The sequence below is a fragment of the Kitasatospora sp. Xyl93 genome (genome assembly GCF_055383135.1).
In genome coordinates, this window is the sequence record NZ_AP029185.1 from 3,156,016 (window position 1) to 3,175,507 (window position 19,492).

Annotated in this window: 14 protein-coding genes, 1 tRNA gene and 1 riboswitch; of the genes, 3 read left to right on the forward strand and 12 right to left on the reverse strand. The window is 74.4% G+C overall.

What is annotated here, in order from left to right:
• Positions 1–13: 13 nt before the first annotated feature.
• From ACZ5GH_RS13960 to ACZ5GH_RS13970, 3 genes are all read right to left on the reverse strand, one after another.
• Positions 14–820, reverse strand: coding sequence for a S16 family serine protease (locus ACZ5GH_RS13960; protein ID WP_464334415.1), 807 nt, complete (start codon positions 818–820; stop codon positions 14–16).
• Positions 821–858: 38 nt separating this feature from the next.
• Positions 859–1,509 carry an IclR family transcriptional regulator gene (locus ACZ5GH_RS13965; RefSeq protein ID WP_387756885.1) on the reverse strand — a complete coding sequence of 217 codons (651 nt, stop codon included), beginning with the start codon at positions 1,507–1,509 and terminating at the stop codon, positions 859–861.
• 413 nt (positions 1,510–1,922) lie between these two features.
• A complete protein-coding gene (locus ACZ5GH_RS13970) occupies positions 1,923–3,755 on the reverse strand; it encodes a DEAD/DEAH box helicase (RefSeq protein WP_387757054.1) in 1,833 nt (610 codons plus the stop codon).
• Positions 3,756–4,064: 309 nt separating this feature from the next.
• Between ACZ5GH_RS13970 and ACZ5GH_RS13975 the strand changes: the two genes are divergently transcribed.
• Positions 4,065–4,490, forward strand: coding sequence for an SsgA family sporulation/cell division regulator (locus ACZ5GH_RS13975; RefSeq protein ID WP_464334416.1), 426 nt, complete (start codon positions 4,065–4,067; stop codon positions 4,488–4,490).
• Positions 4,491–4,581: 91 nt separating this feature from the next.
• Here the strand turns inward: ACZ5GH_RS13975 and ACZ5GH_RS13980 are convergent, their stop codons facing one another.
• The 3 genes from ACZ5GH_RS13980 to ACZ5GH_RS13990 are packed head-to-tail and all read right to left on the reverse strand — an operon-like array spanning position 4,582 to position 9,115.
• Positions 4,582–7,185: a rhomboid family intramembrane serine protease gene (locus ACZ5GH_RS13980; protein WP_387756883.1), complete on the reverse strand. Its 2,604-nt coding sequence runs from the start codon at positions 7,183–7,185 to the stop codon at positions 4,582–4,584.
• Complete coding sequence (locus tag ACZ5GH_RS13985) at positions 7,152–8,477, reverse strand: alpha/beta hydrolase (protein ID WP_387756882.1); 1,326 nt, start codon at positions 8,475–8,477, stop codon at positions 7,152–7,154. Before ACZ5GH_RS13985 ends, ACZ5GH_RS13980 begins: the two co-directional genes overlap by 34 nt.
• The gene (locus ACZ5GH_RS13990) at positions 8,474–9,115 is read right to left on the reverse strand and encodes a class F sortase (RefSeq protein WP_387756881.1); all 642 of its coding nucleotides are present in this window, start codon (positions 9,113–9,115) and stop codon (positions 8,474–8,476) included. The genes ACZ5GH_RS13985 and ACZ5GH_RS13990 overlap by 4 nt, the downstream gene beginning before the upstream one ends.
• Positions 9,116–9,517: 402 nt before the next feature.
• Here ACZ5GH_RS13990 and ACZ5GH_RS13995 point away from each other — a divergent pair, with 402 nt between their 5' ends.
• Complete coding sequence (locus tag ACZ5GH_RS13995; protein ID WP_387756880.1) at positions 9,518–10,813, forward strand: polysaccharide deacetylase family protein; 1,296 nt, start codon at positions 9,518–9,520, stop codon at positions 10,811–10,813.
• A 3-nt stretch (positions 10,814–10,816) separates the two neighbouring features.
• Here the strand turns inward: ACZ5GH_RS13995 and ACZ5GH_RS14000 are convergent, their stop codons facing one another.
• Complete coding sequence (locus tag ACZ5GH_RS14000) at positions 10,817–12,259, reverse strand: MFS transporter (RefSeq protein WP_387756879.1); 1,443 nt, start codon at positions 12,257–12,259, stop codon at positions 10,817–10,819.
• A gap of 104 nt (positions 12,260–12,363) precedes the next feature.
• Positions 12,364–12,678, reverse strand: a complete 315-nt coding sequence (locus tag ACZ5GH_RS14005; protein ID WP_387756878.1) for a DMT family transporter — start codon at positions 12,676–12,678, stop codon at positions 12,364–12,366.
• 44 nt (positions 12,679–12,722) lie between these two features.
• A riboswitch (guanidine-III (ykkC-III) riboswitch) is annotated at positions 12,723–12,789 on the reverse strand.
• 83 nt (positions 12,790–12,872) lie between these two features.
• On the opposite strand from ACZ5GH_RS14005, the gene ACZ5GH_RS14010 reads away from it, so the two are divergent.
• Positions 12,873–12,944: transfer RNA gene (locus tag ACZ5GH_RS14010), tRNA-Cys, on the forward strand.
• An 87-nt stretch (positions 12,945–13,031) separates the two neighbouring features.
• On the opposite strand, the gene ACZ5GH_RS14015 is transcribed toward ACZ5GH_RS14010, so the two are convergent.
• From ACZ5GH_RS14015 to ACZ5GH_RS14030, 4 genes are all read right to left on the reverse strand, one after another.
• Entirely contained in the window at positions 13,032–15,359 is a 2,328-nt protein-coding gene (locus ACZ5GH_RS14015; RefSeq protein WP_387756877.1) for a xanthine dehydrogenase family protein molybdopterin-binding subunit, read from the reverse strand.
• Positions 15,356–16,642 carry a (2Fe-2S)-binding protein gene (locus ACZ5GH_RS14020; RefSeq protein WP_464334417.1) on the reverse strand — a complete coding sequence of 429 codons (1,287 nt, stop codon included), beginning with the start codon at positions 16,640–16,642 and terminating at the stop codon, positions 15,356–15,358. Before ACZ5GH_RS14020 ends, ACZ5GH_RS14015 begins: the two co-directional genes overlap by 4 nt.
• Positions 16,639–17,505: an FAD binding domain-containing protein gene (locus ACZ5GH_RS14025; RefSeq protein WP_387757053.1), complete on the reverse strand. Its 867-nt coding sequence runs from the start codon at positions 17,503–17,505 to the stop codon at positions 16,639–16,641. Before ACZ5GH_RS14025 ends, ACZ5GH_RS14020 begins: the two co-directional genes overlap by 4 nt.
• A 313-nt stretch (positions 17,506–17,818) precedes the next feature.
• Positions 17,819–19,429 (reverse strand): beta-N-acetylhexosaminidase, encoded by a 1,611-nt coding sequence (locus tag ACZ5GH_RS14030; RefSeq protein ID WP_464334418.1) that lies wholly within the window; start codon positions 19,427–19,429, stop codon positions 17,819–17,821.
• Positions 19,430–19,492 lie beyond the last annotated feature (63 nt).

The window sequence follows — 19,492 nt, forward strand, 5'->3', positions numbered from 1 at the left end:
GGGCGACGCCCGGTCAGCAGGAGGGGACGGTGCCGCCGCTCCTCAGCGCCTGGAGCGCGGAGACCGCCTCGTCGAGGGTGCCGACCGGCACCAGGCGCAGCGACTTCGGGGTGTTCACCCTGGCGTCCGCGCACTCGTCCTTGGGCAGCAGGAACACCGTCGCGCCGTCCCGGGCGGCCGCCTGCGTCTTCAGGGGGACGCCGCCGACCGGGCCGACGGTGCCGTCCTTGTCGATGGTGCCGGTGCCGGCGATGGTGAGCCCGCCGGTGAGGTCGCCGCCCCTGCCGTCGCCGGCCAGCTTGTCGACGATGCCCAGCGCCAGCATCTGGCCGGCGCTCGGGCCGCCGACCGCGCCCAGGTCGATCTTGACCTTCACCTGGTCCGGCGACAGGTGGAGGTGGTTCAGCGCGGCCGCGGTGGCCGCGTCCTGCGACTCGGCCATCTGCTGGGCGGTCGCCTCGTCGGCCTTCACCGGGTCGGTCTCCGGGTAGACCGTCTCGGTCGGGCGGACCGCCTCCCGCGGGTCGAACCAGGCCTGCATCGAGCGCCAGAAGGTGTTGCGCTGCCCGGCGTTGGTCGCGGTGATGGTGACCATCCGCAGCTCGCCCTCGGTGGTGCGCAGCGGCGCCCCGGTGATGGTGAGCACCGGCCTGTCCTGGTACGAGCCCAGGGTGTCCGCGGTCAGGCCCGGCCAGGTGATGGTGTACGGCAGCGGGACGAAGGCGGCCACGCCGAACAGCGCGGCGACCAGCACCCCGCACAGCGTGAGCGCGCGGGTCCGCGGGGAGGTGAGGGCCTTGGAGAGCTTGGTGTCGGACACAAGGGGAATCCAAACACACCCGACCCGGTGCGCGGGCGCTACCTCAGGGCGTCGGCCACCTCGGTCGCCGCCTCCACCACCCGGGGGCCGACCCGCTCGGGCACCAGGCCGTTCAGCATCACCACGCCGACGCTGCCCTCGATGCCGCTCAGGCCGACCAGCGCGGCGGCCGCCCCGCTCGCGCCGGACTGCTCCTCCGCGCGGGTGATGACGAAGCCCTGTTCGGGCCGGCGCTGGCTGGGGAAGGTGCGCGCCTCCAGGATCGCCCGGCCGGCCGCGCTCTCGGTGAGCGGGTGGCGCAGGCCGGTCCGGTAGGCGACGTGGAAGTCGGTCCAGCTGGGTTCGACCACGGCGACGGCCAGCGCCTCGTTGCCGTCCACCAGGGTCAGGTGGGCGGTGGCGCCGAGGTCCTCGGCGAGGCTGCGCAGGGCCGGGAGGGCGGCCTCGCGCAGCAGCGGGTGGACCCGGTGCGCGAGGCGCAGCACGCCGAGGCCCACCCGGGCGCGTCCGCCGATGTCCCGGCGGACCAGGCCGTGCTGTTCCAGGGTGGCCAGCAGCCGGTAGACCACGGTCCGGTTGACGGCCAGCCGGGCGGCCAGCTCGGTCACGGTGAGCCCTCGTTCGGAGTCGGCGAGGAGCTTGAGGACCCGGACGCCGCGGTCCAGGGTCTGGGAGGTCTCGGCAGTCACGGCGGGCAATCCTTTCCGCGGCGCTCGCGGGGCGGCGGCGCCGTTCCAAGACCGGTGTCGCGCGCAGGTGGGGGTGGCCGCGCTCGGACCGCACGGCGTCGTCCTTGACGCGCACGGCCCCGCGGCGCCGTCCCGCGCGGGTTGCCCGGCGGAAGAGCGTGGGGGAAAGGTAGTGAAGGAAATGACGCGGCGGAAGTGGTTGTCCAAAATTCGGGCGTGATCAACTTCAACACCGCGTCGAAATCAGGACGAACCCCCGCGATTCGCCGGGTGCGTCGGGGTGCGGACGCGCCCCCGGTCCGATGTCCGGACGCGCCGGGGCGGACGGGGCGCCCGGCCCCGGCCGGGGCGCGCCGTCCGGCGGAGTCTTCGGTCCGCCCGCCGAACCGTTCCTCCGCCCGCCTCCGGCTCCGCTACTTGGCCCACTCCCGGATCTTCGCGATCCGCGCCCTGAGCTGGTTCGCGGTGGCCTGCGCGGTGAGCGGCCCGCCGCACTGGCGGCGCAGCTCGTTGTGGATGGTGCCGTGCGGCTGGCTGGTGCGGTGGTGCCAGGCGGCCACCAGCGCGTTCAGCTCCTTGCGCAGCTCCCGCAGCTCCTGGTGGGTGACCACCGGCCGCTGCTCGGCCGGAAGCTCCAGCAGGTCGGCCTCCTCGGCGGGCTTGGTCCTGCTGCGCTGGATCTGCCGGTGCTGGCGCTTCTGCAGCAGCATCTGCACCTGGTCCGGCTCCAGCAGGCCCGGGATGCCGAGGTAGTCCTCCTCCTCCTCGCTCCCCGGGTGGGCCTGCATGCCGAACTCCATGGCGTTGTACAGCACCCGGTCGAAGACCGCGTCGGAGCCCAGCGCCTCGTAGGAGAACTCCTCGCCGCCCGCGCCGTCCGGCCCGTCGTTGGCCCGCTCCGCCTCGGCGAGCAGCCGGTCCTCCTCGTCGAAGAGGCCCTCGCCCTCCTTCTTCGGGCGGTCCAGCACGTGGTCGCGCTGGAGCTCCATCTCGTTGGCGAAGCCCAGCAGCAGCGGGATGGTCGGCAGGAACACCGAGGCGGTCTCGCCGCGCTTGCGGGCGCGCACGAAGCGGCCGACGGCCTGGGCGAAGAACAGCGGGGTGGAGATCGAGGTCGCGTACACGCCGACGCAGAGCCGGGGGACGTCGACGCCCTCGGACACCATGCGGACCGCGACCATCCAGCGCGAGGTGCCCTCCGCGTAGTCGGAGATCCGCTTGGACGCCTCGGCCTCGTCCGAGAGCACCAGGGTGACCTTCTCGCCGCTGATCTCGCGCAGCATCTTGGCGTAGGCGCGGGCCACGTTCTGGTCGGTGGCGATGACCAGGCCCCCGGCGTCCGGGATGGCCTTGCGGACCTCGGTGAGGCGCCGGTCGGCGGCCTGGAGGACGGCCGGGATCCACTCGCCCTGCGGGGACAGCGCGGTGCGCCAGGCCTGGGCGATCAGGTCCTTGGTCATCGGCTCGCCGAGCCGTGCCTCCAGCTCGTCGCCGGACTTGGTGCGCCAGCGCATGTTGCCGCTGTAGCTGAGGAAGATCACCGGGCGGACGACGTGGTCGGCCAGGGCGTGCCCGTAGCCGTAGGTGTAGTCGGCGACGGACTTGCGGATGCCGTCGCCGCCGGCCTCGTACGCCACGAAGGGGATCGGGTTGGTGTCGGAGCGGAACGGCGTACCGGTCAGCGCCAGCCGGCGGGTGGCCGGCTCGAAGGCCTCGAAGCAGGCCTCGCCCCAGGACTTGGAGTCACCGGCGTGGTGGATCTCGTCCATGATCACGAGGGTCTTGCGGGCCTCGGTCCGGTTGCGGTGCAGCATCGGGTTCACGCCGACGCCCGCGTAGGTGACCACGATGCCGTGGTACTCCCGGGACAGCGGCCCGGAGGAGTACGCCGGGTCGAGCTTGATGCCTATCCGCGCGGCGGCCTCGGCCCACTGCTTCTTCAGGTGCTCGGTCGGCGCGACCACGGTCACCTGCTGCACCAGGTGGTTGTGCAGCAGGTACGAGGCCAGGGTGAGCGCGAAGGTGGTCTTGCCCGCGCCCGGGGTCGCGACCGCGAGGAAGTCGCGCGGCTGCGTCTCGATGTACTTGTCCAGCGCACCCTGCTGCCAGGCCCGCAGCTTGCCCGCGGTGCCCCAGGGGGCGCGGCCGGGGAAGGCCGGCGAGAGGTGGTGCGAACCGGCGGGCGCGGCATGGCCGACGGGCCGGGGGGGCGCCTGCGCCTCCGGTACGTCGGAGAACAGCGGCATCGAGGAGGCGGCGGCAGTACTCACGGTCTCCGAGGGGGATCATCGCAGGTCAGAGGCGGTTTTGCGGCCTCGCCCCGCGGTCGGGAGGCAATCGGACAACCCGCCCAGCGTACCGGCCCGGCGCCGTTCGGGCCTCCAGGCGAGGCTCCGCGCCGGGCCCGGGCGGCCGGAAATCGATGTGACCCGGATCACGTCGAATACCTCGTGGAACCGGGTAAGCACCACGGGTCCCGGGACTCTCACCAGGGTGAGGCCGCACCAACCCCACTGCCCTAGCGCGGCCCCGCACCCGACCGAAGGGACCCGTCCGTGCGCACCGTCGAAGAGACCGTCCAGGCCCGCCTGATCCTGTCCACCCACCGGTCCGTCCGGCTGCGGGTGGTGCTCGCCTACCGGCCCGAGGACCCGCTGGCCGTGCGGATGGCCTTCCCCTCCGAGTTCTCCCTGGACGACCCCGCCGAGCGCCGGGACAGCGCCGACATCGTCTGGATCTTCGCCCGCCAGCTGCTCTCGGCCGGCGTCGAGGTGCCCGCCGGCGTCGGCGACGTGCACGTCCGGCCCGCGGCCGGCCGGCGCACCATGGTCGAGCTGCGGGCCCCCGAGGGCACCGCGCTGCTCCGGTTCGACACCGCCGACCTGCGCCGCTTCCTGTGGCGCAGCCGGCTGGTCGTCCCCGAGGGCGAGGAGCACCTGCACCTGGACGCCGACCGCGCGCTCGCCCAGCTGTTCGGCTGACGGGCCCCGGCGCCGGGGAACGCGACGTCCGCCGCCGGCAACCCGGGTCCGGGGCCCGGGAAGCCCGTACGGCCGTCCGCCCCCGGGCGGATCAGCCCGACAGCCTGCGCATCAGCCGGACGCCCTGGGCCGCCGTCAGGTGCGGCAGGTACGCCTTGCCGATCGCCCTGGTGATGCCGGGCAGCGCGGCCGGGTCGGGGTACGCCATGTACATCGGCCGGTACTCCGGCTGGAACTTCGCCTTGAACGCCAGCAGCGAGCGGAAGCCGTACACCGGCTCCAGCACCTTGCCCATCCAGTCCAGCATCCGCTGCAGCCCGGTGGGCTCCTCGTCCTGCCCGGTGCGGGCCAGCGGCGCGCCCGACAGCGACAGGAAGCGCGCGCCCTCCTCCTTGAAGCCGAGCGCGGCCGAGGCGATCAGGAACTCGCTGACGCCGCGGAAGCCGTCCGAGCGCCGGCGCATGAAGTCCAGCGTCCAGCCGACCGGCACGCCGTCCTCGTAGACCGGCATCCAGCTGGTCAGCCCGTGCACCACCCGCTGCTCGTCCACCGCGATCAGCACCCGCACGTCCGGGTCGTCCAGTTCCTCCAGCCCGCCGAGCGTGAAGCCCATCTCCGGCAGGCCCTTCTCGGAGACCCACTCCTCGGAGATCGCCCGGATCTGCTCGCGCAGCGCGAGCGGCGCCTCGTGGTACGCCCACCACTCCGCGGAGATGCCCTGCTTGCCGGCCTTGTTGAGGGCGGTGCGGATGTCCTGCCACTTGCGGCCGGTGAAGGCCAGTTCGGGCAGCGGAACCACGGTGTCCTCGGCGACCTGCACCGAGCGCCAGCCGAGCCGCGCGGCGGCGGCCCTGGTCTCGCCGCAGACGCTGTAGAAGCACGGCGTCCAGCCGCGCGCGTCGCAGTACCGGGCGAAGCCGGCCACCGCCCGGGCCCGGTCCTCCGGCGCGCCGAACGGGTCGCCGGTGGTCAGCGCGACGGTGCCCACCACCCGGTAGGCGACGGCCGCCCGGCCGCCCTCGTCGAACCAGTAGTGGTTGCCGTCCCAGGTGGCGATGAACGAGAGCGTCCCGCCGCCGTGCTCGGTCAGCAGCGCCCGCGCCCGGGCGGCCGCCGCCGCGTCGGTGTGCAGCACCGGGCGGCGGAAGACGGACAGCAGCACGGCCAGCGCGACCACCCAGAACACCAGCCCGCAGTACGTCTCCAGCAGGCGCGCCACCGGCCCGACCGCGACCGGGTAGTCCGGCAGCAGGTCGTTGTACGCGGGCGGCAGGAACTGCGCCGGCAGCCCGGCCACCAGTCGGCGGGCGGTCGCCCCCGGCTCGAACTCCCCGGCCACCAGCCGCCCGACCCCCACGTAGACGGCCGCGGAGGCCAGCGCCGCACCGCCGAGCACCAGGGCCAGCCGGCGCATCGAGCGGCCGGACAGCCGCAGCGGGAACCGCTTGCGGGTGGCCAGCAGCAGGACGGTGGTCAGCAGCGGCAGCAGCAGCGCCTCGACGAAGTACTGCACCACGTCCCGGCCGACCGGCCCGGCCTCCAGGTACAGCCAGCACAGCAGCGCCGCCCAGAGCAGCTCGGTGGCCACGGTGACCAGCCAGGCGAACCGCAGCCCCCGGCGCAGCCCCTCGGCCAGCACCAGCAGCAGCGCCGGGAACAGCGCGGCCATCAGCCGGCCCGGGGTGTCGAAGATCCGGACGACGGCGTGCGCCCGGGCGCAGTCGTGCGCCGACACCGCGCAGAAGTCGGCCACCTCCTCCGGGCTGAGCCGGTGCGAGAGGTACAGCTCGGAGAAGGTGTTGAACGGCCCGCTGGCGTTGTCGTACAGCGAGGCGAGCAGCGGCCCGAAGGCGGCGGCGACCAGGCAGAGCGCGACCAGCACCCGGGTCTCGGAGTGCGAGGAGCGGTGCGTGCGCAGGTGCGGGCGGCCCCCGCTGAGCAGCGCGCCCAGGCCGAGCCCGGCCAGCGCGGCGGCGCAGCGCTGGACGCTCTGCAGGTGGCCCACGTACAGCGTCATCACCAGCGGGACGAGCAGCACCAGCAGGTGCAGCCGGCGGCGCCAGAGCACGGTGAGCCGGTACCCGAGCACCCCGGCCAGCGCGAACACGCCGACGCCGGGTCCGACCGCGATCTGGTCGGCCACCGAGACGGTCCACGGCTCCCCCACCCTGGAGCCGAACGCGACCAGCGCGGTGCCCAGCAGGGTGCCGACCACCTGCCCGCCGACCAGCACCGCGAGGGTGCGCGGCCGCCCGAGCCGGTGCTCGGCGGCCGGGCCGACCAGGAGCAGCAGCAGGCTGGTGAACACGTACGAGCCGCTGCCCGAGCACCAGAACATCGAGGTGACCGGCGTCCACCAGTGGCCCTCGGCCAGCGTGGACGGGCCGACCCCGGCCCGTTCCAGCAGCCGGTCGGACGGGCCGTGGCCCAGGCTGCCGGTGGCCGCGCCGAGCAGCCAGAGCCCGGCCAGCAGGGCCAGCGTCAGCGGCGCCGAGCGCAGCCGGGAGCCGAGCACCCGGGCCGCCCGCCGGACCCGCTGCGGGCGCGGCTCCGCGGTGCGGGTGACCGGGGCCCGGTCGGCGCCGCGCTCGGCCGCGCGCTCCGCGTCCGGCCCGGGCCCGCGCCGCTCCCCGACGGTGGCCAGCGCGGTCCCCGCGCCGGTCACCGGGTCAGCCCGGTCTGCTGGGCGAGCCACGGGAGCTGCTCGGCTATGCCGGGGCGGAAGACGACCCAGCCGTGGCCGCCCGGCATCAGGTCGAACTTGGCCTTCATTCCGGCCGCCTGCGCGGCCTGGTAGACCTTCTCCATCTGCGGTCTGAACTCCTCGTCGGTCTCGCCGACGACCAACGCGACGTTGGTGTCCGGGAACTTCTTGCGGGCCATCACCTGCAGCGGATCGACCGCGTCGAACTTCTTCTCGTCGCCGCCGAACGCGGCCTTGACGGTCTGTTCCCGGCTGCCCAGGGTCGGTTCCTCCTGCCCGGACATGTCGAGGACGGTGCCGTACACCTCGGGAGCGTTGACGCCGAGCTGGAGCGCGCAGGTTCCACCCATCGAGGCGCCGCCGATCGCCCAGGCGTTCCGGCCGGTCGCGGCCTGGAGGTTCTGGTGGACCCAGTCGGGGACGTCCGCGGCCAGGTAGGTCTGGGTCTTGGCGATCCGGGAGTCGAGGCAGAGCGTGTTGGCCCAGGTGGAGCCGAGCTGATCGGGCATCACCACGATCGGCGCGAGGCCGTTGTGCTCCGCGGCGTAGGCGTCGAGGGCCTCGTTGATCTGCGCGGAGAGCACCCAGTCCCCCGGGATGCCGGGCTGACCGGTGATCATCACCACCACCGGCAGCAGCGGCCGCGGGGTGGCCTGGTAGGCGGGCGGCAGGTAGACGTACGCGTCGCGGGCCTTGAAGCCCGACTTGGTGCCGGGTATCGGCACCACCGAGACGGTGCCCTTCTCGGGCAGGTCCGCCGGGGGCTTCCAGACCTCCTCCAGCGACTTGCCCGGCGGGGCGGCCACGACCTGGCCGGCCTTGGTGGCGACCAGCCCGTCGGTCTTGGTCAGCCACGGCGCCAGCATCACCCGCCCGCTGGGGAACTGGCCGAAGCCGATGTTGACCTCGGAGGAGGCCATCAGCACCACCAGGCCGGTCAGGCCCAGTGCGATCCCCCGCCGCCGCCAGGTGAGCCGGCGCATCCGGTAGCCCGCCAGGCAGAAGCCCAGCAGGGCGATGGTTATCCACCGGGTGACGTACCGGGGCGTGCCCTCCGGGAAGGGGTGCCACCACCCGTCGACCACGGCGTCCAGCAGCCAGCTGAGCGCCGCCGCCGTCAGCAGGGCGGCGGGCAGGCGGACCCGCCACCAGCTCCGGCCGCGGCCGACGGCGAGGGCGAACAGCGCCGCCCAGCCGGCCGCGAGCACGGCGTGCGGGATCAGGCCCTCGGTGAGCGGCCAGTCGATCGGGTTCCAGCGGGTGGCAAGGGTCAGCGTGCTCATGCGGCTTTGCCCGGCGGGGTGGTGTCGGCCAGGAAGCCGTAGGCGACGACGTTGCCGTCGTAGCCGTGTTCCGCGCTGTACGAACCGCCGCAGGTGATCACCCGCAGCTGTGCGTCAGCGGCCTGGCGGTAGACCCGGTCGTCCGGGAAGTCCTTTCGGTCGTGCACTTCGATGGCGTAGAGCTGGTAGACGGCGGTGGCGCCGTCCGCCCGGGCGATCTCGATCCGATCCCCCCGACGGAGCGCGCCCAGATGATAGAAGACCGCGGGGCCGGCCTTGTTGTCGACGTGCCCCGCGAGGATCGCGGTGCCGCGCTGACCGGGGCTCGCCCCGCCGCGGTACCAGCCCGCGAGGTTGCGGTCCGCCTCCGGCGGGGTCTGGAGACGGCCGTCGGCGTCGAGCCCCAGCGCGGTCACCGGGGCGTCCAGCCGCACCGCCGGGATGCGGATCCGGGTCGGCGCGGACGGACCCAGCGGCGGGACCACCGAGACCGGCGCGATCCCGGCCTGGGCCTGGCCGGCCTGCGGGGCGGGCGGCAGCGACCGGCCCCCGTCGTGCAGCAGCCAGGCGCCGAGCACCAGCGCGGCTCCGGCCGCCAGGGTGCCCGGCCACGGACCCCTGCCCTGCTGGACGCCCACGGGCGCTCCCCTCTGCCGACGGAATCCCGCTTCCTGGGAGTTTCCTGGGAACAATTCAACCGGAACGGACTGTAGGGCACGTCCACACGACGGTCGTACCGGCACCCGCCGATCGGCAGGGCTGATGGCCTCTTCCCTGCACGCCGTGGGCGTCCGGTCGCTGAGCGCGACGGCGGCCTCCCGCATACGATCGCCGCGGGTGCACACCCGACACGACCTACCGACGGTTCAACGGACCCGATCGGTTGCGTCGTTCGAGCGATCACTCCCGACCGCGCGCTGTGCCTCTCCGACCGGCTCCGCCTCCGTGCCATGCTGACCCGGTTACGGGTTCCGTCATCCCCGCGCCCGACCGGACTCCGCACTCCCGCACGCCGCCACCGCCCCACGAACGGAGTGACCATGGAAGCCCTCTCCCGCCGAACCCTGCTGACGGCCGGCGCCGCCACCGCCGCCGCCCTGGCGGCCGGCTGCGGCAGCAACCACGCCACCGGCGGGGAGCGGGCGACGGGCACCGCCGTCCCGGCCACGGGCACGGTCGACGAGCAGCTCGCCACCCCCACCCCGGCCCCGGCGCCCAAGCCGCAGGCCGTGCTGATCGGCGACGGCTCCACCTCGGACACCGGCGCCCAGCCGCACCAGCCCGTCCCCGAGAGGCTGGAGCCCGGTCGGCGCCCGCCGCAGTTCGTGGTCTTCTCCTGGGACGGCGCCGGGGAGCTCGACAACGGCCTGTTCGCGCGCTTCCGCCGGCTGGCCCAGGAGCACGACGCGAAGATGACCTTCTTCCTCAGCGGCCTCTACCTGCTGCCCGAGTCCAGGAAGGACCTCTACCGCCCGCCGCAGCACAAGGTCGGCGCCTCCGACATCGGCTACCTCAGCGACCAGCACATCCGCGACACCCTGGAGAACGTGCACGCGGCCTGGCTGGAGGGCCACGAGATCGGGACCCACTTCAACGGCCACTTCTGCGGCTCCACCGGCGTCGGCAAGTGGTCCCCGGAGGAGTGGGACAGCGAGATCCAGCAGGCGATGGACTTCGTCACGAACTGGCGCACCAACACCGGCTTCACCGACCTGCCGGCACTGCCCTTCGACTACCGCAAGGAGCTGATCGGCAGCCGCACCCCCTGCCTGGAGGGCCAGCGCAACCTGCTGCCCACCGCGGTGAAGCGCGGCTGGCGCTACGACAGCAGCGGCAACGGCACCCAGGTGTGGCCGCAGAAGATCCAGGGCGGCGCGCTGTGGGACCTCCCGCTGCAGTCCATCCCGTTCCCCGGGCACACCTTCCAGGTGCTCTCGATGGACTACAACATCATGTACAACCAGTGCGGCCCCAACACCAAGGCCGACCCGGCGCTCCACCCCGGCTTCCAGGCCCAGGCCCGCGACGCCTACCTGATGGGCTTCGACCGCGCCTACAACGGCAACCGGGCGCCGTACGTGATCGGCAACCACTTCGAGGAGTGGAACGGCGGCATCTACATGAACGCCGTCGAGGACGCCCTCAAGGCCATCGCGGGCAGGCCGGAGGTCCGGCTGGTCTCCTTCCGGCAGCTGGTCGACTGGCTGGACGCCCAGGACCCGGCGGTGCTGCGCAAGCTCCAGACCCTCGCCCCGGGCCAGTCCCCGGCCGGCGGCTGGGAGGCCTTCCTCGGCGCCCCGGCGGGGGCGGCGGCCCCCGCCGGGGCCGTCGGCTGACCGTCAGGTCCGGGGGCGCACCCGGCCGGCGAGCAGCGCTCCCAGCAGCGACACCCCGGCCATCACCAGCAGGATCACCGCGAAGGCGCCGGGCGAACCGGCGCCTTCGGCCGCTCCGTGGCCGGCCGCTGCCGGGGAGCCGCCGCCCAGGGCCGCGAACAGCACCCCGGCCAGTCCCGTGAGCAGCACGTTGCCCAGCGCGTCGCTCATCTGCAGCGCGGCCGAGTTGGCCCCGGCGTCCTCCGGCGCGGAGAGCTTCATCATCAGCACGCTGACGCTCGCGATGGACAGCCCCATCCCGACGCCGCCGAACCCCCAGGCCACCGAGGCCGCCCAGGCCGGCACCGCCGGAACCAGCACCAGCGCGGCGCCCGCGATCGCCAGCGCGGTCAGCAGGAAGCCGCCCCGGATCATGGCCGCGCGGTAGCGCTCCGCCCCCGGCCGGCCCTGCAGCCAGGAACCCAGGGCCCACGAGAGCCCGCCGCTGGTCAGGGTGAGCCCGGCCAGCGTCGGCGACAGGCCGCGCTGGGTGGTCATCATCAGCGGGATGAAGGCCTCGGCCGCGAAGAACGCCCCGGCCGCGACGCCGCGCAGCAGGATCACCGTCGGCAGCCCGCGCCCGGCCCGCAGGGTCCGCTTCGGCAGCAGCCCGAGGACGGCCGGCACCAGCAGCGCCGCCCCGGCGATCCCGGGGAGCAGGCCGGGCAGGTCGAGGCGCTGGCCCGCGTACTGCAGCAGGCCGGCGCCGAGCGCCGCCATCGCGGCCAGCAGGGTGCGCCGGCGGTCGAAGGCGGCGCCCTTGGGCAGCGGGTGCTCGCGCTCGGAGCGGGCCAGCGCCGGGCCCATCACGGCCAGCGGCAGCAGGATCAGCGCCGGTACCGCCAGGAACACCCAGCGCCAGCCCAGGTGCTGGGTGACGGCCCCGGCGACCAGCGGGCCGACGATCGAGGGCAGCACCCAGGCCGAGGAGAAGGCCGCGAACACCGACGGCCGCAGCCGCTCCGGATAGGCCCGTCCGACCACCACGTACAGCGCGACGATCACCAGCCCGCCGCCGAGGCCCTGGATCGACCGCCCGGCCACGAACACCCACATCCCGGGCGCCGTCCCGGCCACCACCAGGCCGACGCCGAACACCGCGATGCCGGTGAACAGCGGCTGCAGCGGGCCGCGCCGGTCGCACCACTGGCCGGAGACGACCAGGGCGAACAGCGTGCTGGTGAAGTAGCCGGAGAAGGCGAAGGCGTACAGCCCGAGGCCGTCCAGCTGGCGGGCCGCGGTCGGCATCGCGGTGTTGACGGCCGTCGCCTCGAAGGCGATCACCAGGACCACCGAGACGATCCCCAGCGTCAGGGCGCGGTAGCGGCCGCCGAGCACCCCGCCACCGGGGTCGTCGTCGAGGGGTATCGGTACGGAGTCGACCGTGGTGGAGGAGGCTGTGGTCATACGTAACATCGTAAGAGCCGTCCGCCTCGGTGACCCCTGACCCCGGTCGCTGATCGACTGGGTCCGTGGACGTAGGACCAGGGGTCCCGGACGCCCCTCGGGGCTCAGTGCAGCACCTTGAGACCCACCACTCCGGAGACGATCAGCAGCAGGCAGGCGACCCGGGCCGCAGTCACCGCGTCCCCCAGGACGGCCATCCCGTAGACCGCGGTGCCGACCGCGCCGATACCCACCCAGACGGCGTAGCCGGTGCCGATCGGAATGGTGCGCATCGCGTACGCCAGACCGCCCATGCTGAACAGCAGTGCGACGCCGAAGACGAGGCTGGGAACGAGCCGGGTGAAGCCCTTGGACGATTCCAGGGCGACCGCCCACACGGTCTCCAGGAAACCCGAGACGATCAGAACGAGCCAGGCCATGACGGTGCTACCTCCGCAGTCCGCAGCGGCCGGATTGCCGCTGAACTGCGCCGTCTTGTCGTCACCGGGTACGACGCGCTCGTCCGGGGTGGCGGAAAAGCACGCCACCTGTCTCCGACGGTAGCACACTGCCACGCAGAATTTACAAAGGAGCATTGACCCCGCTCCCCCGGACCGGCCACTATGAATTCACTGGCCGTGTGCCCGAGTGGCTTAGGGAACCGTCTGCAAAGCGGTACACGCGGGTTCGATTCCCGCCATGGCCTCCCCGGAAAGGGAATTGCCGGTCGACTCCGAGAAGTCGGCCGGCAATTCCCTTTCGCTTTTCCGGATTCTCCCGGGAGATCATCCGGTCAGGCCGTGACGGCGTCCTCCGCCCGGATGGGCAGCCGGCCGACCGGCAGGCCGGTGGCGGCGCGCACCGCCGCGGCGACGGCCGCCGGGGCGACCACCGCGGGGACGGCGCCGACCGCCTTGGCACCGAACGGGGCCACCACGTCGCGCTCCTCCAGCAGCGCGGCGATCCGCACCTCCGGGGTGTCCAGCGCGGTGGGCAGCCGGTAGCCGGTGAGCGACGGGTTCTGCAGCACCCCGCCCTCCGTCCGCAGGTCCTCCAGCAGGGCCAGGCCCACGCCCTGGGCCACCCCCGCCTCGATCCGGTCCTCGATCTGGCGCGGGTTCAGCGCCCGGCCGACGTCCTGGGCGACCGTCATCTCGACCACCCGCACCGAGCCCAGCTCGATGTCCACGTCCACCACCGCGCGCATGGCGCAGAACGAGATGGAGACGAAGGCGTCGCCCTGACCGGCGTCGTCCAGCGGCTCCGTGGGGTGCGGGCGGCACTGCGCGGTGGCCCACAGCTCCTTGCCCTCCAGCGCCTCGGCGACCGGCATGCCGAGCACCCCGTCGTACGAGGTGATCTTGCCGTCGGAGATCTGGAGCAGCTCCGCCGACATCCCGAAGTTCGCCGCGATCGGCTGCAGCAGCTGGTGGCGGACCATCAGCGCGGCCCGCTCGACGGCGCCGCCGGAGACCCAGGTGTGCCGGCCGCGGGCGGACGGCCCGGCGATCGACTGGTCGCTGTCGGCCGGCGCGATGTAGACCTCGCTGACGCCCAGCACGGTCTGCACGATCTGCCGGGCCAGCGTGGCGAAGCCCTGCCCGGCGTCGACCGCCGCGCAGATCACCGTGGCGTGGTCGCCGCTGACCCGCACGGTCGCGGTGGAGACCTCGTCCTCGCCCTCGGCGCCCAGCATGTGCACCATGCCGACGGCGTAGCCGATGCCGCGCCGCACCGCCGCCGGGTCGCCCGCGCCGCCGGGCCCGCCGGGCAGCAGCCACTCGGCGTCCGGGTCGTCCACCGGCAGGGCCGGCAGCGGCTCCGCGGCGACCGCGTCCAGCAGGGCGCGCACCGGCGCCGGGCAGGTGACGGCCTGTCCGGTGGGCAGCGGGTCGCCGGTGGACATCGCGTTGCGGCGCCGGATCTCCACCGGGTCCACGCCGATCCGGGCGGCCAGCTGGTCCAGCTGCGACTCGTAGGCGAAGCAGGCCTGCAGGGCGCCCTCGCCGCGCATCCGGCCGGCCGGCGGGTTGTTGGTGCGCACCGCCCAGGCGTCCACGAAGACGTTCGGGCAGACGTACGGGCCGGCCGAGAAGGCCGTCGCGGCGGCCAGCGCCTCGGCGGAGACGTCCGCGTAGGCGCCGCCGTCCAGCAGGATCTGTGCCTCGACCTTCACCAGGGTGCCCTCGGCGTCCGCGTGGTGGCGGTAGCGCAGGAGCGCGGGGTGGCGCGAGGTGTGGGTGTGGAAGGACTCCTCGCGGGTGAGCGTCATCTTCACCGGGCGGCCGGTGCGCAGCGCCAGCAGGGCCAGGGTGACCTGGAACGAGATGTCCTCGCGGTCGGTGGTCGCGCCGGGCACGCCGGTGACCACCAGCCGGACCCGGTCCGGCTCCAGGCCGAGGCAGGCGGCGGTGCGGTCGCGGTCCCCGTGCGGGTCGGTGGAGGACAGGTGCAGCTCGACGCCGCCGTCCGGGCGCGGCACGGCCAGCCCGGCCTCGGCGCCGAGCGGGGCCGGGTCCTGCCGGCCGACCTGGTAGAGGCCCTCGACGACGACCTCGCCGACCGCGTCCGGGTCCCCGGTGCGCAGCGGCAGGTGGCGGAACAGGTTGCCGTCCGGGTGCAGCGGCGGCGCGGTGAAGGCCTGCTCGGGGTCGGTGACGGCCTCCAGCGGCTCGTAGTCGACCGTGATCAGACCGACCGCCAGCCGGGCGGTGTCCGGGTGGTCGGCGGCGACCGCGGCGATCGGCTCGCCGTGGTGGCGCACCACGCCGGAGGCCAGCACCGGCCGGTCGGCGACGATCGGCCCGGCCGGGGCGCCGTCGGCGGTGCCGTCCGGGCCGGGCGGCAGGTCCGCGGCGGTGACCACGGCGTGCACCCCGGGCAGCGCCAGCGCGGCCGAGGTGTCGATGCCGAGGATCCGGGCGTGCGGGTGCGGCGAGCGCAGCACGGCGCCCCACAGCAGGCCCTCGGCCCACAGGTCGGCCGCGTACGGGTAGATGCCGAGCGCCTTGGGCAGCGCGTCGCTGCGCAGCGGGGAGCTGCCCAGGCCGATCGGCTCCGGTGCGCCGCCCTCGCCGCCGTCCTGCTGGAGTGCTGCGCCGATGTCGGTAGGCGACGTCATGATGCGTGGTCGTCCTCGGGGAGCCGGATGCCGTGGGCGGGGGTGGCGCCGTACGGGACACCGGCCGGGGCGCCGCCCTCGGCCGGGGCACCGTGCGGGTGCGGGGCGGCGTACGGGGTGCCGTGCGGCGGCGTGCCGTCGTAGGCGGCGCCGGGCAGCGGGGTTCCGTGCGCGGGGGTCGGTTCGTAGACCGGGGCGTCGTACCCGGTGTCGTAGCCGTTCTGCTGCGGGTGGCCGTCCGGGTAGGGCACGTAGGTGCCGTGCGCGGGGGTGGCCTGGTACGGCTGCTCGGGCGTGGCCTGGTACGGCTGCTCGGGGTAGCCCTGGGGCGGGTAGTACACCTGGTCGTCGGCGGCCTGCGCGGGGACGGCGTCCCGGATCGGGGCCAGCACGGTGGTGTCGTACACGCCGCTGTCGTAGCCGTGGGGGTCGCCGTACGGCAGCCCGGCCGGGGCCTGCTCGACGCCCGACGGCCCGGCGGCGTGCCGCTGCTCCGCGGGGTTGTCGAGCGGGTGGGGCGCCGGGTGGGCCGCCGGGTGGGGCTGGACGGGCTGCTGCGGGACGTGCTCGATCCAGGCCTCGGCGTCGGTGTAGACCGGCGGCTCGACGGCCTGCCCGGGCTCCACGGGCGGCTCCCCGGGCGCCTCGGCCGCCCGCCCGGGCTCCGCGGGCGCCTCCGCCGGAGGCTCGGCGGCGGCCTCGGCGGGCACCGCCGCCTCCTCCGCCTCCTCGGCCTCCAGCGCGCGGGCGTCCGCGACGGTCTGGACGGCGGCCAGCACGCCCCGGTAGCCGGTGCAGCGGCAGAGGTTGCCGCACAGGGCCTGACGGGCCTCCACCTCGGTGGGCCGGTGGTTGCGCTGGAGCAGGTCGTGCACGGCCATCGCCATGCCGGGGGTGCAGTAGCCGCACTGGACGGCGCCGGAGGCGGCCAGCGCCTGCTGGACGTCGCTCGCGCCGCCGGCGGCCGACAGGCCCTCGACGGTGTTGATCTCGCTGTCGGCGGCCAGCGCGGCCGGGACCAGGCAGCCGGCCACCAGCTGGCCGTCCACCTGCACCGAGCAGGCTCCGCACTCGCCCTGCTCGCAGCCGTCCTTGGCGCCGGCCAGGCCGAGCCGCTCGCGCAGCACGTAGAGCAGGCTCTCGCCGATCCAGGCGTCGGTGACGGGCCGTTCGAAACCGTTGACCCGCAACGTGTACGAGGCGCACGGGCGCAGCTCGCGGCTGACCTGCGGGGAGAGGCCGAGCGGGTCGGCGTCCAGGGTCTCGATGGGGTCTGTGGTCACTTCAGCGCCCTTCCCAGTGCCCGTCGGGCCAGCACCGATACGGTACGCCGCAACCGGACGGCGGCCGCGGTCGGCCCCTCGGTCACGGCCTCCCAGGCGCCCTCGGCGCCGTAGTCGTCGGGGACGCAGGCGGAGGCCACGTACTCGCCGAAGGCGGCAGTCGCGGCCGGGTCGATCTCCCGGCTGCCGTCCCAGTCGATGCAGCCGGCCACCCAGGCCTCGGCCTCCAGCGGGCGCAGCGGGACCGGCGCGACGGCTCCGACGGCGCAGCGCACCGAGCGCCGGGCCGGGTCGAGGACGAGGGCGACGGAGGCGGTGGCGCGGGCCGGGCCGCTGCGGCCGGTGGCCTTGAGGAAGACCTGCGGGGCGTGCAGCAGCGGGACGCGCACCCAGGTGAGCAGTTCGCCGGGGCGCACCGGGTCGAGCCCGGTGAGCAGGTGACTGACCGGCACCTCGCGGGTGCCCCCCGCCCGGGCCAGGGTGACGCTGGCCTCCAGCGCGGTGAGCACCGGGAGGGTGTCGCCGGCCGGGGCGGCGGTGACGATGTTCCCGCCGAGGGTGCCGACGTTGCGGACCTGCGGCGGGCCGGCGGTGCGGGCCGCGTCGGCGAGCGCGGGGATGAGCGCGGCGAAGTCGGGGCGGTCCATCCGGGCGTGGGTGAGTCCGGCGCCGAGCACGGCGGTGCCGCCGTCCTCGTAGCGCCAGCCGCGCAGTTCGGTGATCCGGCCGAGGCCGACCAGGGCGGCGGGGCGCAGTCGGCCGGCGTTGACGGCCTCCATCAGGTCGGTGGCTCCGGCCACCGGTACCGCGGCCGGGGCGGCGGCCAGCGCGTCGACGGCCTCGTCGAGGGAGGCCGGCAGCATGATCGTCCGGTTCACCTGGGTCCCACCGTGCTCCACTTGCTCATCGATCGCCTGCCGCCCGCCGGCCTTCGGCCGTGCTGTCCTGCGTCAGCAGCCCGGCCTGGCCCGTAGGGTACGGGCGATCGGGCCGGGTTGGGCAACTCTGGCACACAATGCTCGATGATCACTTCTGGGCCGGTGAACGGGGCTGCCCGATTGGGACTGATACCGGGCGGTATCTGCCCCGACCCGCTCCGGGTCAGGGCAGATGTTCATCAGTTCTTGACGTCGGACGACCGTTCAGAAGTTCCCGGTGAGGAGCACCGGGGCGTGTCTAGCGCACCGGCGGCGGGCCCTCGATCGGCCGGCCGGCCACCCCGGGCCGGCGCTGCCACGGGTGCGGCCCGTCGGCCGGGCGGTACTCGACGCCGAGCGCGTCCAGCGCCCGCAGGTGCGTCGTGAGCCGCCGCTCGAAGCCGGCGAAGTCCCGCTCGGCCGGCTCGGCGGGCAGTTCGGACCAGGCGACCTCGGCGAAGGCGACCAATCGGGGGAAGGCCCGGTAGTCGAGGTCCCGGGCGCTGTCCATGAACTCGCTCCACAGGTTGGCCTGGGTGCCGATCACGCGCCGGGCGGCGGCCTCGTCCAGCTGCTTCGGGACCGGCTCGAACCGGTAGACGTCCTCCAGCGTGCGCACGAAGCCGACCGGGATCGGCTCGTCCGGCCCGTCCGCCTGCCGGTGGTCGAAGTAGACGTGCTGCTCGGGGCACATCACCACGTCGTGCCCGGCCTTCGCGGCGGCGATCCCGCCGCCGAAGCCGCGCCAGGAGGAGACCGCGGCGCCCGGGGCGAGCCCGCCCTCCAGGATCTCGTCCCAGCCGATCAGCCGGCGCCCGCGCTCGGCCAGCCAGCGGTCGAAGTGCCGGATGAGGTGGCTCTGCAGCTCGTCCTCGTTGGCCAGGCCCAGTTCGCGGATCCGGGCCTGGGCGGCGGCGCTGTCCTTCCACTGCTCCTTGGGGCACTCGTCGCCGCCGAGGTGGATGAACTCGGACGGGAAGAGCTCCAGGACCTCCTCCAGCACGCCCTCGAAGAAGCGCAGGGTCTCCTCGGAGGCGTTGAGCACGTTGTGGCTCACCCCCCAGTCGGTCCAGACCCCGAGCGCACCGGTGTCCACCACGTCGGTGTTGCCCAGCTCGGGGTAGGCGGCGACGGCGGCCTGGGTGTGGCCGGGCAGGTCGACCTCCGGGACGACGGTGACCCCGCGGGCGGCCGCGTAGGCGACGATCTCGCGCAGGTCGTCCTGGGTGTAGTAGCCGCCGTGCGGGCGGTCGTCGCGGCGCTGACCGGCCCGGTAGCCGACCATCGAGCGCTCCCGCCAGGCGCCGCGCTCGGTCAGCCTCGGGTAGCGCTTGATCTCGACCCGCCAGCCCTGGTCGTCGGTCAGGTGCAGGTGCAGCACGTTCAGCTTGTGCGCGGCCAGCAGGTCGACGAAGCGCAGCACGTCCGACTTGGGCAGGAAGTGCCGGGCTACGTCGAGCAGCGCGCCGCGCCAGCCGAACCGGGGGGCGTCCGCGATGTCGGCGCCGGGCAGCACCCAGCCCTCGCGGCGCAGCGGCGAGCGGCGGTAGGCGTCCGGTCCGAGCAGCTGCCGCAGGGTCTGCGCGCCCCACAGCGCGCCGGCCGGGCCGCCCGCGGCGACCAGCGCGTGGCCGGGGCGCACCGTGATCCGGTACGCCTCGGCGGCGAGCGTCCCGTCCTGGACCAGTTCGATGCCCGCACCCGGCCGGCCCGGGCCGAGTGGCAGCCCGGTGGCGGCGGACAGGGTGGCCCGCAGCCAGCGCTCGGCGTCGGCCAGCGCGGGGGGTGCGGTCAGCGTGGTGGCGGCGTCGAGCGGATAGTCCTCGTCCGGGTGGCGGGCGGCACTCGAAGGTGCGGGAATGAGGTCCATTCCGACATCCTGCCCACGCCCCGGATGATTGGCATAGACCACCCGGGAAACCGGGTGCTATGC